The sequence below is a fragment of the Pannonibacter sp. I15F10I1 genome (genome assembly GCF_900185665.1).
Classification (GTDB): domain Bacteria; phylum Pseudomonadota; class Alphaproteobacteria; order Rhizobiales; family Stappiaceae; genus Pannonibacter; species Pannonibacter indicus.
The window spans coordinates 262,747-277,516 of the sequence record NZ_FYAN01000007.1; the positions used below are offsets into that span (position 1 = coordinate 262,747).

Consider the following 14,770-nt stretch of genomic DNA (forward strand, 5'->3'; position numbering starts at 1 on the left):
GGGGGAAAGGCCCGGCGCAGGAGGCGCGTCAGGCGGAACTTGTGATGTTATGTTGTTACATTGTTTGCGTGATCGTATAACGTATGAGATAAGTCGCGGCAACCCCGATCCTCACACTGGAAAGCAACCGGCTTGTCTCCCAGCGGTTCCCATCTCATCCAATTGTCCAATGCCGGCGTGCAGCGCGACGGCCGCTGGCTGGTGCGCGGCGTCGATCTGACCGTGGCCCCGCGTGAAATTGTCACGCTCATCGGCCCCAATGGATCCGGCAAGTCCACGACGGCCAAGATGTCGCTCGGCATCATCGCGCCGACGGAGGGCACTTCGGCCCGCAAGCACGGGCTCAGGGTTGGCTACGTGCCGCAGAAGGTTGCCATCGACTGGACGCTGCCGCTGACGGTCGGCCGCTTCATGCGCCTGACGTCGCCGCTGTCCGAAGCCGAAGCCGTCGAGGCCCTGTCCGCCACCGGCATCGCCCATCTGATCAAGGCCGAGATGCGCAACCTTTCTGGCGGCGAAATGCAGCGGGCGCTGCTGGCCCGCGCCTTTGCCCGCAAGCCGGACCTCCTCGTGCTGGACGAGCCGGTGCAGGGCGTGGATTACAACGGCGAGATCCTGCTCTACGACCTGATCAAGGACCTGCGCGACCGGATCGGCTGCGGCATCCTGATGATTTCCCACGACCTGCACGTGGTGATGGCCGCCACCGATCAGGTCATCTGCCTCAATGGCCATGTCTGCTGCCGGGGCACGCCGGTCAATGTCGCCCGCTCCAGCGCCTACCGCGAACTCTTCGGCATCCGTGCCGCAGGGGCGCTGGCGGTCTATGAGCACAGTCACGATCACGAGCATCTGCCTGATGGCCGCGTCCGCCATGCGGATGGCTCGGTCACCGACAGCTGCCATCCGGGCGACGGGCATCACGATCACAGCCATGGCCACAGTCATGACCATCATGGTCACCATCACCATGGACATGATCACGCCCATGAAGCAGGCGCAGAGCCTTGTGGCGGTGTGAAGAAGGATGAGCGCCATGCTGGATGATTTCTTCACCCGTGCCATTCTGGCCGGCATCGGCGTTGCGCTGGTGGCGGGCCCGCTTGGTTGTTTCATCGTCTGGCGGCGGCTGGCCTATTTCGGCGACACCCTGTCCCACGCCTCGCTGCTGGGTGTGGCGCTGGCGTTCCTGCTGAATGTCAACATCACGCTGGCGGTCTTCGTCATCTGCACGCTGGTGTCGCTGCTGCTGCTGACCCTGCAACGGCGCGGCGGGCTGTCGTCCGATGCGCTGCTGGGGCTGCTGGCTCATTCGTCTCTGGCGCTGGGCCTCGTGTGCCTTGCCTTCATGACCTGGATCCGCATGGACCTGATGGGGTTCCTGTTCGGCGATATCCTGTCCGTCTCGCGGCTGGACATCGGCATCATCTATGCAGGCGGCGCAGCCGTGCTGGTCGTGCTGGCGATGATCTGGAGGCCGCTGTTTGCCGCCACCGTCAATCCGGATCTGGCCGAAGCAGAAGGCATGCAGCCGCAGCGGGCCAACCTCATCTTCATGGTGCTGATGGCGACCGTGATCGCCATTGCCATGAAGATTGTCGGCGTGCTGCTGATCACCGCTCTGCTGATCATTCCTGCTGCGGCCGCCCGGCGGCTGTCCGGCGGGCCCGAGCAGATGGCGGTGGTCGCGGCGCTGGTCGGGGCCTGTGCCGTCGTCATGGGGCTTTTTGCCTCACTGCATTTTGACACGCCCTCAGGACCTTCCATCGTGGTGGCGGCTATGCTGCTTTTCGGTGTAAGCCTGTTTCCAGCGTGGGCCATGCTGGGCCGCAAGCGGCGCGCAGACAGTGTGGGCCAGGGCTGACCGGCGGCGGAGAGAAGGAAACGACGATGAGTGACCACCACGACCATCATCATCACCACCATCACCACGACCGCTCGGGCCTGACGCGCAACCAGAACCTCGTGTTCGGCGCGCTGGAAGAGGCGCAAGGGCCGCTGACGGCCTATACCATCCTCGACAAGCTGAGGGTGGAGGGGTTCCGTGCGCCGCTGCAGGTCTACCGGGCGCTGGAAAAGCTCGTTGAAATGGGCATGGTGCACCGGCTGGAAAGCCTCAATGCCTTCGTCGCCTGCCGCCATCCTTCCTGCGAGGATCACGCCAGCACGGCCTTTGCCATCTGCGAAACCTGCGGCTCAGTGACCGAGTTTGCCGATGAAGAGGTCTCCAAGCGGCTCAGCGGCTGGGCCAAGGGCGAAGGCTTCGTCCTGCACAAGACGGTGATCGAACTGCGCGGCCTCTGCTGCACCTGCAAGGATGCCGCTGCCGCGCAATGACAGTTTCTCATGCCAAGGCTTTCGCTGCTGACGCATCAGGCCTTGAAATTGCTCATGCACCGCACGGGCTTGACCAGCACCCAATAAATCAAGCTCGTTGAGTGCTTGTATTACTCGCTGAAGAGGCCCGGCACGTCCGGCCAGTCTGCACCGGGATGGTGCGCGGCGATGGCGAGAAAGTCTTCGAGAAACGCCTGGCACCCCTCGTCGTGAACGAGGTGATGGGTGAGAATGCCCAGCGGTTCGCCGTCCGTGTTGCGGCGGCGCAGAAACTGCAGGTCGAGCCGCTTCCTCGCACTCTTCCAGCCAATGAAGCGCCGGTCCTTCTTCCACTTGATGATGTCCACATGCGCCTGCACCACATGCGGCCCGTGGTAGTGCCAGGTGAAGGTGGACAGGCCTGTCAGCCCGGCCTCCGGCAGAAGGCGGATGATGCCGGGGGCAATCCGGTTCCAGGGCGGCACCATGGCAGGCACAAAGCGCGGCCCGAACAGCTGGCCAAGCCTCTCGTATCCGGCCTTCAACTCCGCCAGCGCTTCCGTTTCATCCCGCCGCGTGCCGAATTCGGCGGCCTTTTCGCCAAGGTCCTTGAGCTGGTGGTTGAGATGCTGCCAGCCATGCTGCAGCACCACCGCATGGGGATCCTCCGCCAGCCGCTGCGCCAGCGCTTGCGTTGCGTTTCGGGGAATGACGGCAAGGGCCACCTGCACCTTGTGGGCACGGGCAAGGCCAAGGATGGCCTCAAGCGCAGGCGTCGGCTCAATGGCATCATCATCGCGCCACCAGAAACGCACTTTCCGGTCCCGCTCCGCAAACCAGTCGAGATGCGCCCTGAGGCTGTCCCGGAACGCGGCAAGCTCAATCGTCATGTGCGGAACTCTTCCAGATCCTTGAGGAGAATGTCGGCGCTCGCCTCCGCGCCGCCAAGGCGCACGGAGGTGGCGGCATGGGGCAGGGACAAGGCCTCATCCACCGCCCGCGCAAGGGCTGCGGCAGAAAGGTCCTTCTCGGCCAGCATGACAGCCCGGCGGTGGCCGGCCAGCGCTTCGGCGCGCTGGGTCTGCTCGGTTTCCTTCACCTGCGCAAAGGGCACAAGCACGCTAGGCACGCCCGCCCGCAGGATATCGAGCACCGTGTTGTAGCCCGCCTGACTGACGGACAGCCTTGCACGGGCGAGCAGGTTCGGGAAATCCCGCCGTGCCCGCTCCACGATCACGCCGTCCGGCGTGCGTGCCACATAGGAGGCGAAGGCGTCCGCCTCCACGTCGTGGCCCACCAGCAGACGCCAGCGTGCGTCATTGGCGCGGGCAGACAGGGCGCGGGCACCAAGAGCGGCCTCGATCAGCGCAGCAGAGACGGCGCCGCCGCCGCAGGAGAGAATCACCTCGTCCCGGCCATCCTCACCGGGTGCCTCGGGACGCCCGTCCGTGCTGACATAGCCGGTGTAGCGCACCAGATGGGCAATGCGGTCCGCGAAGGGGAAGCTGTCGCCAAGCTCGACGAAATCCGGATCGGAATGAACAAGCACCCGGTCATAGGAGGCCAGTGCCTGATCCGCCATCCACTCTTCCTTCCAGAGCTGCTGCTTGCGCACCAGAATGTCGCGGATGGAGCTGGCGGTCAGCGGGCGCTGCGGCAAGGCACGGGCATGGGTCAGAAGCGGTGCCAGCTCGAACTCGAACTGGCGGCGGCCGAAGGGATAGGTTTCGGTGAGGAGGATATCGACGGGCCGCGCCGTGAAGGCCGCCATCGTGGCCTCTGCCCGGCGGGCCATCCAGGCTTCGTCAATGTCAATGCCCTCCGGTGTCACCAGCCGGTTGAACACCGCATCGGGGCTGCGCACCGGCGGCAGGGCGATGACGGTGAGGCCGGTGACATCCAGCGTCGGCGGCAGAATGTTGCCGGTCGCCAGCGTCACGTCCACGCCGCGTGCCGCCAGCGCCTGCCCGATGGCGGCCGCCCGCACCGCGTGGCCAGTGCCGAGAAGGTGCTGAACATGGATGAAGGCGTGCAAGGGGCGTGTGGATGTGCTGGTCATCAAGGTCTTGTCCTCACACCCAGATAATGCTTTTGCGCCGTATGGAGAAGGGCATCGAGCCGGGCAGCGCCTGCAGCGAGATCATGCCGGGCGAGAATATGGGCGCGGGCAGCCTCTCCCATGGTGCTGCGCAGGCCCCGGCTCTGGATCAGGCGGCGCAGGCTGGCGGCAAGGGCGCCAGCGTCACCTTCGGGGGACAGCAGCCCGGTGCGGCCATCCTCGACGATATCCGGTACGCCAAAGGTGGCGCCGCCTGCCACCGGCAGCCCGCTTGCCTGCGCCTCCAGAAAGACGAAGCCGAAGGCCTCGCGGATGGCGGGCCAGACAAACACATCATGGCAGAGATACTGCTGAGGCAGCGCTTCGGGCGGCAGGGCCCCGGCGAAGTGGCAACGGGCGGCGGGAAACAGCGGCGTCAGAACCTCGTGGGAAGGTCCGCCGCCAACGAGGGTCAGCTCCCAGTCGAGATCCATCAGCTGCGCCAGTGCCTCAGCCAGAACCCGGTAGGAGGCTTCCTTGTCGCCGGGGCGCATCATGCCCACAGCCAGCAGCCGCACGGGGCCTTCTTCGGAGAGGGCCGGGCGCGGCTTCAGAAACGGCGTTGCATCGAGAAACGGCGGGAAGAGATGCAGCACATCCGGCGGCAGCACCGGCTCAAGGCAGCCCGCATCGGCCCGGTGGATCGCGCCCACCGCGTCAGCCCGCTGAAGGGCCGCATCGGCAGCGGCAAACCCATATGCCCAAGGGCCGGTCTGGCGCTTGGGCGCCCGGCTTGCCTCCAGCACCACATAGGGAATGGCGAAATGGTCCGCCACCGCAGGCCCAATCCAGTCCGGCGCCTTGTGATAGAGGTGATAGGTCACCCACACCTCCGGCCGCCAGCCTTCGGCTTCCCAGCCACCGATGATCCGCTCTGCTTCGCCCTGTGCCGCCGCATGGGCCTCCGGCAGGTCCTTCGGCGCGGCGCGCCATGTCTTCAGCCGGCTGGCCACGCGGGTGTCATGGCCGCCCGTCTCCAGCGCCCGCAGGATAAGCTGCGCAAAGGTCCGGTCGCCGGAGGGCACCGGATCATCGGCAGGTTTCATCGGCGCGTAGAAGGCGGCGCGCATCCCGTCAGACCAGCGCCTTGAACTTCACCGCCAGCCGGTCCAGCCCCGGCGCAGTGGCAAATTCGGCCCGCACCTTACGCGAGGCGGCAAGCCCGAGTTCATCACGCAGGGCGGGCGTGGTGATCAGCCGGGCCATCGCTTCGGCCAGTGCTGCGGGATCTGCCGGGGGCACCAGAATGCCGGTTTCGCCGTTGTCGATCAGCTCGGGGATGGCGGAAACGGCGGTGGACAGGCAGCACAGGCCCATGGACTGGGCCTCCATCAGCACGTTGGGCAGCCCGTCCCGGTCGCCGCTTTTCGTCACCTTGGAGGGCAGCACGAAGAGGTCAGCTTCAAGGGAGGCGGCAATCACCTCCTCACGCGGGCGGGCACCCATCCAGGTGATGCGGGCGGAAAGGCCGAGCTTGTCCGCTTGCGCCTTGAGTGTGTCCGACAGTTCGCCGCCGCCGATATGGGTGAAATGCCAGTTGAGCCCCTGCGGCAGGCGGGCGAGGGCGGTCAGAAGATCGTCATAGCCCTTCTTCGCCACGGCCCGGCCGACGGACAGAAGCCGCACCGGCTCGCCGCTGCCATCGCGGGTGGAGGGGCGGCCCGAGGGTTCGGGAAAGCCGGTGAAATCCAGCCCGTGATAAACCAGCTCCACTTTGGCAGGGTCGGCCGAAAGGCCGCGCAGATAATCCACATTGACGGAGGTGCAGGTCACGCCCCAGGCAGCGTCATCGAGCTTGGTCCTGAGCTCCCATTCCGGGCTCGTCCAGATGTCCTTGGCATGGGCCGAGAAGGACCAGCCGCGCCCGGACAGATGCGCCGCATAGCGCGCCACCGAACAGGGCGTGTGCAGATAGTGGGTGTGGATCCACGTCACATCTTCGGGCAGTTCATGGGCGAAGACGCAGGCCTGACCCCAGCGCCGGTGCCGTCCTGCGTTGCTCTCATGCTTCAGATCCGCCTCGAACAGGGCGCGGGCAGCGGCATAGGTGGGCTGCTGCTCCGCCCAGCGGCGGGCGCGGGCAACACGCTTCGGATCGTCCTTCAGATATTCCGGCAGGTACAGCACTTCGGCGCTGATCTGCCGGTGCAACTCGTGAATGAAGGGGTCGTAGGGCTTGCGCAGCGCAACGATCAGCTGGCCGATGCCCCGGCGCTCCAGCCCGAGGATTTCCTGCGCGATGAAGGTTTCCGACAGGCGCGGATAGCCTTTCACGACAACAGCAATGCGGGACATGGGAGGGGCCTCTGGTCTTGATCTGGAAGGGCGCGCTCAGACGGCGGAGCGGCGCGGCTGCTGGAAGCGGGAGCGTGCGGACAGGATTTCCTCCACGCGTGTCTCGATCACCTCGATACCGCCAAGAAGGTTGTCGACACCCGCCATGGACGGGCGAGGCTGGCCGGGCAGTGCGGCGAGCGCGTTCAGCATGGGCTTGACCTCCGGATAGCGCTCGATCGGCAGAACCGTCAGCAGGCCCTTTTCCTCGGCGTGGGCGGCGCGGATCGCCTGCTCCCGGCGCGGGATGATGCGCGGCACCAGCAGCGTTGGCTTGTCGAAGGACAGGATCTCGCAGAAGGTGTTGTAGCCGCCCATGCCGACGATGGCCGTTGCCGCCTGAAGGTAAGGCTCGATCTGCGGCGTGAAGCGCATGATATGCACGTCGCGCAGATGTTCGGCGCGCGCCATGAAATCCGTTACGGCGGCTCCCGGCATGAAGGGACCAAGCACGATCAGGGCGGGAAACAGCGGCCGCCCGTGCGATTCATATGCCCGCATCACCCAGTCGACCATCTCCACCCCATCGCCGCCGCCGCCGGGCGTGACCAGAATGAAGGGCTCATCGCCAAAGGGCAGGGGTTCGGACAGTTTTGCGCCCTTGGGCATGTCGCGGCGCAGGAAGCCGGTGTAGAGCATCTTGTCGAAGACCGACTGCGGCAGGTCGATCCCGGCCAGTGGGTCGCACATGCCTTCCGGGCCATAGACCCACAGCTCGTCATAAAGGTCTTCCAGCGCGGGATGCACGTTCTTGCGCTCCCACTCCTGCTGCAGGATCTGCGGGTCATCCATCACGTCGCGCAGCCCCAGAACCAGCCGGGTGCCGGTTTCCTTCAGCATTTCCAGCGTGCCCAGCACCTCGCCGCGCAGGCCCAGCGGCTCCTTGTCGACGATGAAGATGTCCGGGGCAAAGACCTGCGCCGTATGCTCGATGATGGAGGAGCGGATCTCCAGCGTGTGGTCGATGTTGAGATGCAGCGACAGGGAGGTGTACTCCCCGTTGCGCAGCTTGATGACACCGGGAATCCGGACAAAATCCACCCGCGAGCGGAATTCGAAGCTGCCGATGATGGGCGAGCCGGAGAGAATCAGGACCGACAGCGTGTCGAACTTGCCGACCAGTGACTGCGCGATGGCACGGCACCGGCGCAGATGGCCAAGGCCAAAGGAGTCATGGCTGTAGATCAGGATTCGTGGCGATTCGGACTTCATGTGCCCCCGCGTGCATGCCCCGTCTTGTGTCTCTGTCGCGGCTTTCCGTGAGCGTCAGCCGCTCCGGCCTGAAGCCAATCCCTGTCCGTCCTGCGCTTTTGCTCTCTTGAATTCCGGCAGTTTTGGGGCGGATCAGAAAAACTTTCTGCCTCTATGGCATATCCGGCGTTGCGAGTTAACTGGCAACGTCATACCAGTACAAGGATGGCCGCAGTTTCGCCAGACTGGACTTCACCTATGGAAAAAAGCCTTTTTCGCTTCATCTGGAAGTTCAGTGCGCGGCAGCAGCTCTTCATTCTTTTTCTCACAGTCCTGTCTTATCCGATCAGCTACATCCTGCTGGAGCTGCCAAAACAGATCGTCAACGATGCGGTGCAGGGTGACGGTTTTCCGAGGGAGTTTCAGGGATTTGAGTTTGACCAGATCTCCTATCTCTTCCTGCTCTGCCTCACGTTTCTGGCCCTCGTTGTCGTCAGCAACGGGCTGAAGCTCTGGATCAACGTCTACAAGGGGCGGCTGGGCGAGCGCATGCTGCGCCGCCTGCGCTTTGAACTTTTTCAACGTGTGCTCAGGTTCCGCCTGCCGCATTTCCGGAAGGTGAGCTCCGGCGAAATCATCCCGATGATCACCGCCGAGGTGGAGGATGTGGGCGGTTTCGTCGGCGATGCCATAGCGCTGCCCGCCTATCAGGGCGGCCTTCTGGTGGTGCAGGTGGGTTTCATCTTCATGCAGGACCCGCTGCTGGGCCTCGCCGCCGTCAGCTCCTATCCGCTTCAGGCCTATATCATCCCGAAGCTTCAGCGGAAGGTCGTGCTGTTGTCGCGCCAGCGCGTGAAGAACGTCCGCGTCATTTCCGACAAGCTGGGAGAGACGATCACCGGCGTGCATGAGATCCACGCCAACGATACCTCCGCATTGCACTCTGCCGATATTGCCGACCGTCTCTATGAAAATTTCAAGATCCGCTACGAGATCTACAACCGGAAATATTTCATCAAGTTCGTGAATAACTTCATGAACCAGCTGACGCCGTTCTTCTTCTATCTGATCGGCGGCTATCTGGTCATCCAGGGCAATCTCAGCATCGGTGCCCTGCTGGCGGTGATTGCCGCCTACAAGGATCTGGCCGGCCCCTGGAAGGAACTGCTGGCCTATTACCAGCTCGTCGCTGACGTGCAGGTGAAATACCAGACCGTTGTGGAAAACTTCGACGCCGCAGACATCTATCCGGTCGAACGGCTGGTGGCCGATGAGCGCACCAGCCTCACGGGTGCGCTCGAGATGCACAATGTCAGCTTCTCCGGCGGCGCGGCAGGTCAGGAAGTGTTCGGCATTTCCCTCAATGTGCCGGAAGGCACCCATTGCGCCATCGCCGGCGGAGATGGCTCCGGCCGTTCGGAAGTGCTGCAACTTGCCGCAGGGCTGGTCAGTCCCACTTCGGGCCGGGTGGAGATTGGCGGTCACGATCTGGAGAAGCTGGGTGAGGCAACTCTCGGCCGGGAAATCGCCTATGTGGGCGGCGCGGTGCACATCTGGACCGGCACCATCCGCGACAATCTCTATTACGGGCTGAAGCACCGGCCACAGAACGAGGTGCAGCGCACAGGCAAGGATCTTGACAGCTTCCTGCGGGCCCTGCGCGAGGCGCGGGAGACCCGCAATCCGCTGCATGATATTCATGCCACCTGGGAAGATCTGCGGGCTGCGGGCGTTGCCTCGCGGGAGGATCTGGACGTACTGGCGCTGGCGCTGCTGTCTGCGGCCGGGATGGAGGGGGACATCTACCGCCTTGGCCTCCAGTCCCGCTTTGATCCGGCGCGCGATCCGGGCTTTGTCGAGCGCCTTCTGGCCGTGCGCGCCCACATTGGCGAGCGTATTGCCGAAGATGGCCGCATCGCCGCGCTGGTCGAACTGTGGGACGTCAACGCCTTCAACCAGAATGCCTCGCTGGCCGAGAACTTGTTCTTTGCCGTGCCCTCTGATCCCAATGTGATGATGGACCAGATGCCGTCCATGCCGGAGGTCAAGCAGTTCCTGTCTGACACCGGACTGGAGACGAAGCTGCAGCTGCTGGGCCTGCGCATTGCCGAGACGATGGTGGAGCTTTTTGCCAATGTCAGCGGCGATTCAGGGCTGCTCAGCACCTATTCCTTCATCACGCAGGATGATCTGCCCGAGTTTGACCGGATCGTGCGGGCCTTCCGTTCCGAAGCCCTGAAGAACACGATCACGCCGGCTGACCGGGCGCGCCTTGTGACGCTGGCCTTCCGCCTCATTCCCGCCCGCCACCGCCTGGGCGTTCTGGACGAGGACATGCGGGCGAAGGTTGTCGAGGCCCGGCGCGACTTCCGGCACAAGGTGGTGAACGGCAGCCGCAATTTCATCGCGGTTGATCCGGCCGTCTATCTGCCGCCTCTCAGCATCGAGGACAATCTGCTCTTCGGCCGCGCCCGTCTCGACAGGCGCGATGCGCGCCAGCGGATCGACGCGCTGGTGCGGCAGGTTGTGGAGGAGGAGGGGCTGCGCGAGCCGATCATCTTCACCGGCTTTGACTACCATGTGGGTGTCAGCGGCTCGCGCCTGTCCGCCGGCCAGCGGCGCAAGCTTGCACTCGTCAGAGGCCTGCTGAAAAATGCGCCGGTCACTATTCTGGACGATGTTGCCGCCGGTCCCGGTGAGGATGACAAACAGTTGCGCCGCATATTGCGGGAGATCCTTGCGGGCCGTACGGTACTGTTCGGAACGGCGCATGCTGACATAGCCTCGGAATTCGATCAGGCCGTGATCATGGATCAGGGCCGGACCGTCCGGCAGGACAACAGGGAAGAACAAGCCTGAAACAAGCTCTGGCTGCAAGTAATGGTGTAATGGAGGTTGGCCGTGTCTCTCGATCTGGAAGTCGACGCCCTGCGCAAGGTGCCCCTGTTCCGGGGCATCGATGAAACCAAATTGCGGCTTCTGGCATTTATCAGTGACCGGATCGGCTTTCAGCCGGGAGAGCATCTGTGCGAGCAGGGCGAGGAGGGCGATACGGCCTTCATCATTCTGAAGGGCGAGGCGGATGTGCAGGTGCGCAGCAACGGCCAGGACCAGACCGTGGCCATCGCCCGCCAGCATTCCATTGTCGGCGAGATCGCCATTCTCTGCGATGTGCCGCGAACCGCGACGCTGGTTGCCAGAACCGATATGGATGTGCTGTCTGTCAGCAAGGACGATTTCCTGAAACTTTTGAAAGAATTTCCTGATATGTCATTGGAAGTGATGAGAACTCTGGCCCAGCGTCTTGAGCGCACCACCCGCGATCTGGCCGCTGCCAGGTCTGGTGAAGCGGCAGCATAGGGAGAGGCCGCGTGGCGGAAGATTTCTGGCTCCGGTGCTGGGGCGTGCGTGGTTCGACCCCCACTCCTGGGGCCGGCACCTTGAAGTATGGCGGCGAGACGACCTGTTTTGAACTGAGGGCGGGGGACGCGCTCGTTCTGGTCGATTGCGGTTCTGGCGCGCGTAAGCTCGGTGCGGACCTGTGCGCCCAGGGCAGCCGGTCCTTTGACCTGCTGTTCACCCATACGCATCTCGATCACATCTGCGGCCTGCCCTTCTTCAAGCCCGCCTATGACCCCTCTTTCACCATCAATGCCTGGGCCGGTCACTTTCAGGACGATACGGACCTGACCGATATCATCTGCCGGATCATGTCGCCCCCGATCTTCCCCGTGGCCGCCAACACGCTGAAGGCAGTGACCTTCCGCAGCTTCCGCGCCGGGGAAAACCTGCCGCGGCAGGATGGCCTGTCGATCCGCACCATCCGCCTCAACCATCCGGGCGGGGCCTGCGGCTACCGCTTCGATTTTCAGGGCAAATCCATCTGCATCATCACTGACCACGAGCATGGCGATCCTGAGATCGACGCCAATGTGGAGCGCTTCGTCGCAGGCGCGGATGTGATGATCTACGACGCCATGTTCACGGATGAGGAATATCCCACCTATCGCGGCTGGGGGCATTCCACGTGGCAGAAGGCGGTGGAACTGTCGCAGAAGGCCGGGGTGAAGACGCCCGTCCTCTTCCACCACGACCCGCGCCGCATGGATGATGGCATGGACGAGATTGCCGCCGCCGCAAGTGCCGCCTATCCAGGCTGCCTGACCGCCATGGAAGGCATGATCCTGCGGCCATAAAGCCGCAGGCGGGGATTTTCTCAAGCCCGTGCGGCGTTGAGCCGTTTCAAGGCGTGATGCGTGAGCAGCGGAAGCCTTGGTCTTACCGGGGCGGGTGCCCCTGTTTCCGCGTCCCCGCCTCCGCTACGGAAGTTTGCTCCGCCATCCCCTCTTTCGCCGAAGGCTGTCCGGCTTGACCGCCTGCGACTTTCGGCGCAGAGTCTCCTGTATATGACGCTTTCGTCAATGAAAGCGGTAAAAGACGATATGAATCATTGGCTTGATCGATATATATACAGGAGGAACTCATGCAGCTTTCATCCGCCATTGCGGCTGTTGTCACCGGTGGTGCGTCGGGCCTGGGCGCGGCGACGGCCCGGCTTCTGGCCGCCAGCGGCGTGAAGGTGGCCCTGTTCGACCGCAACGTGGAGCAGGGCGAAGCGGTTGCGAAGGAGATCGGTGGGCTGTTCGTCAGCGTCGACGTGACGAATGAGGAGAGCGTCAAGGCCGGCTTTGCCGCCGCCCGCGCCGCCCATGGCGTGGAACGTATTCTCGTCAACTGCGCGGGCATTGCCCCTGCCGCCAAGACCACCTCGCGCGGTGAGCCGCATTCGCTGGAGCTGTTCGAGAAGGTGATCGCGGTCAATCTTTCCGGCACCTTCCGCTGCATCGCCCATGCAGCCACCGGCATGTCGGCGCAGGACCCGCTGAACGCAGACGGCGAGCGCGGCGTCATCGTCTCCACCGCGTCTGTCGCCGCCTTTGACGGGCAGGTGGGGCAGGTGGCCTATGCCGCTTCCAAGGCCGGGATTGCCGGCATGACCCTGCCGATCGCCCGTGACCTGTCGAAGTCGGGCATCCGCGTCATGACCATCGCCCCCGGCATTTTTGAAACGCCCATGCTTCTGGGGCTGCCGGAGGACGTGCAGAAGTCGCTGGGCGAGCAGGTGCCGTTCCCCTCGCGCCTCGGCAAGGCCGCCGAATATGCGCAGCTGGTGAAGGCCATCTGCGAGAACGAAATGCTCAACGGCGAAACCATCCGGCTTGATGGTGCCATCCGTATGGCCCCGCGCTGATGCCGGCCTTGGCTTGATGCAGCAAATCATTGATGCCCATGGGGCAGATTGCAAGGCGCCGCATCAGGACTTGATGCGGCGTTTGTTTTTGTTTGGCGGCGTATCACTGCCGGGCAGGAGCGCGCATTCTTGCGCTTTTCCACAGACCTCTTCCGCAGCCATGAAGAAATCTGCTCACACAGCCGCCAAAGCGGAACTTTGTGATGTGGATGCCAGTTCTGGACTTTGCATCTCCGTAGAACTCGCAGGGACGCACCTGCTAGTTGCGAGAAAGAGGTCTCATGGCACCCCAACTGCTTGATTTACCCGCACGCCCCCTCTCCCTGAAGGGGGATGTTGTATCCATGCCGAAGGCGCTGTTCTGGGCAGTGCCCATCGTGTTGGCGCTCGGCATTTTCCTTCTCGCATGGGAAGGGCCGGATCTTTGGCGTGACATCCGCATCAGCTTCAATCCGGTTGAAGTGGAAGGGGATGTGCGCAACGGCCAGTGCACCACCCGGCGCGGCGTCTTCACCGACTGCAAGGCACAGGTTGCCTATAGTTTCGACGGCAAGGCCTATCAGAGCGATGTGCGCATCATGTTCCTCGACATTCACATGGGGGACTATGAGGCGGGCGTCGTCATCTCCCGTGACAACCCGGAACTGGCAACGCTGACGCTCGGCCTCGACAAGCTCTGGAACCGTATCCTGACGCTTGGCGGCTTCTGCCTGCTGCTGTTCGGTATCTGCCTCTACAATATCTTCCAGTATATCCGCGCCCTTGGGGTGCAGAAGCGCCTGCGCAATCCGGCCGTCTTGAAGGAAATCCCGGTCGAAGTGACCGGATTTGAGACAAGGAAGGACAGCCTCTTCATCACCTATACGGACAATCTCGCCGAGGACAAGACGGGCCGGGTGACCCATACGCGGCTGGAAAACGGCCAGCTGCCGATGATTGTCGGCCAGCAGAATGGCCATGCGGTGGCTCTTGCCGTGCGCCATGGCAATTCGGCCCTGCCGGTGCTGCTGGATGATCAGCTTGCCCGCATCGAGATGACGGAGGAAGAGCGCCAGACCGCTCTGCGGCCGCTGGAAGGCCTCGACGTGCCGTCCGATGAAGGGGCTGCCACGCAGGCGATGGCGGGTCCTCCCGCTCCGTCGGCCGGTCAGGTGGTGATGCGCGGTGTGAAGGCTTTCGTGGGCATCATCCTGCTGATGTTCGTGGGTGCCGTTGGCTTCTGGGTCTGGTACGTGACCAGCTCGCCCACCGCGTTCCAGCAGCCGGGCATGGAGATCAACAACATGATGCCCGAGCCGCTCAACCGCTGGGGCTGTGACCAGCTGAAGGCCCGCTTCGGCCACGACCGCGCACCCTACGGCTGCACCGCTGCCGATCATCAGAGCTGGAAGTAACCGCGTTCCGGCGTGTGAAATAGAAAGGCCCGGAGCTTTACGGTTCCGGGCTTTTTCGTTTGGCAGGGTTCCTGCTCCGTTGTCGTCTCCATGAAGGTTGCAGTATTTACATTGGACGCACGAAGGAAGAATGCACCGGCATGATGGCAGTGCGCCTCCGCCCCCCTCCCCCTGGTGGGGAGGGGT

Annotated in this window: 13 protein-coding genes; 8 read left to right on the top strand and 5 right to left on the bottom strand. The window is 63.6% G+C overall.

Going from position 1 to position 14,770, the window contains the following annotated elements; translation table 11 throughout:
• Window positions 1-132 precede the first annotated feature (132 nt).
• The 3 genes from IF10I1_RS05725 to IF10I1_RS05735 are packed head-to-tail and all read left to right on the top strand — an operon-like array spanning window position 133 to window position 2,337.
• Window positions 133-1,047 (top strand): metal ABC transporter ATP-binding protein, encoded by a 915-nt coding sequence (locus tag IF10I1_RS05725; protein ID WP_186393818.1) that lies wholly within the window; start codon window positions 133-135, stop codon window positions 1,045-1,047.
• A complete protein-coding gene (locus tag IF10I1_RS05730; protein ID WP_186393817.1) occupies window positions 1,037-1,864 on the top strand; it encodes a metal ABC transporter permease in 828 nt (275 codons plus the stop codon). Before IF10I1_RS05725 ends, IF10I1_RS05730 begins: the two co-directional genes overlap by 11 nt.
• 26 nt (window positions 1,865-1,890) lie before the next feature.
• Entirely contained in the window at window positions 1,891-2,337 is a 447-nt protein-coding gene (locus IF10I1_RS05735) for a Fur family transcriptional regulator (RefSeq protein ID WP_050471242.1), read from the top strand.
• A 110-nt stretch (window positions 2,338-2,447) separates the two neighbouring features.
• Here IF10I1_RS05735 and IF10I1_RS05740 read toward each other — a convergent pair whose 3' ends face one another.
• The 5 genes from IF10I1_RS05740 to IF10I1_RS05760 are packed head-to-tail and all read right to left on the bottom strand — an operon-like array spanning window position 2,448 to window position 7,960.
• Window positions 2,448-3,206 (bottom strand): polysaccharide deacetylase family protein, encoded by a 759-nt coding sequence (locus tag IF10I1_RS05740; protein WP_186393816.1) that lies wholly within the window; start codon window positions 3,204-3,206, stop codon window positions 2,448-2,450.
• Window positions 3,203-4,375, bottom strand: coding sequence for a glycosyltransferase family protein (locus IF10I1_RS05745; protein ID WP_186393815.1), 1,173 nt, complete (start codon window positions 4,373-4,375; stop codon window positions 3,203-3,205). Before IF10I1_RS05745 ends, IF10I1_RS05740 begins: the two co-directional genes overlap by 4 nt.
• The gene (locus tag IF10I1_RS05750; protein ID WP_186393814.1) at window positions 4,375-5,484 is read right to left on the bottom strand and encodes a glycosyltransferase family 4 protein; all 1,110 of its coding nucleotides are present in this window, start codon (window positions 5,482-5,484) and stop codon (window positions 4,375-4,377) included. The genes IF10I1_RS05745 and IF10I1_RS05750 overlap by 1 nt, the downstream gene beginning before the upstream one ends.
• A gap of 4 nt (window positions 5,485-5,488) precedes the next feature.
• Window positions 5,489-6,709, bottom strand: coding sequence for a glycosyltransferase family 4 protein (locus IF10I1_RS05755; RefSeq protein ID WP_186393813.1), 1,221 nt, complete (start codon window positions 6,707-6,709; stop codon window positions 5,489-5,491).
• A gap of 36 nt (window positions 6,710-6,745) precedes the next feature.
• Complete coding sequence (locus tag IF10I1_RS05760) at window positions 6,746-7,960, bottom strand: glycosyltransferase family protein (protein WP_122519749.1); 1,215 nt, start codon at window positions 7,958-7,960, stop codon at window positions 6,746-6,748.
• 237 nt (window positions 7,961-8,197) lie between these two features.
• On the opposite strand from IF10I1_RS05760, the gene IF10I1_RS05765 reads away from it, so the two are divergent.
• From IF10I1_RS05765 to IF10I1_RS05785, 5 genes are all read left to right on the top strand, one after another.
• The gene (locus tag IF10I1_RS05765) at window positions 8,198-10,798 is read left to right on the top strand and encodes an ABC transporter ATP-binding protein (RefSeq protein WP_186393812.1); all 2,601 of its coding nucleotides are present in this window, start codon (window positions 8,198-8,200) and stop codon (window positions 10,796-10,798) included.
• A 42-nt stretch (window positions 10,799-10,840) separates the two neighbouring features.
• A complete protein-coding gene (locus IF10I1_RS05770; RefSeq protein WP_050471401.1) occupies window positions 10,841-11,299 on the top strand; it encodes a cyclic nucleotide-binding domain-containing protein in 459 nt (152 codons plus the stop codon).
• An 11-nt stretch (window positions 11,300-11,310) separates the two neighbouring features.
• Window positions 11,311-12,135, top strand: a complete 825-nt coding sequence (locus tag IF10I1_RS05775; protein ID WP_122519750.1) for an MBL fold metallo-hydrolase — start codon at window positions 11,311-11,313, stop codon at window positions 12,133-12,135.
• A 287-nt stretch (window positions 12,136-12,422) separates the two neighbouring features.
• Window positions 12,423-13,190: an SDR family NAD(P)-dependent oxidoreductase gene (locus tag IF10I1_RS05780; RefSeq protein WP_186393811.1), complete on the top strand. Its 768-nt coding sequence runs from the start codon at window positions 12,423-12,425 to the stop codon at window positions 13,188-13,190.
• Window positions 13,191-13,534: 344 nt separating this feature from the next.
• Complete coding sequence (locus tag IF10I1_RS05785) at window positions 13,535-14,584, top strand: hypothetical protein (RefSeq protein WP_186393810.1); 1,050 nt, start codon at window positions 13,535-13,537, stop codon at window positions 14,582-14,584.
• The last annotated feature ends 186 nt before the right edge of the window (window positions 14,585-14,770 follow it).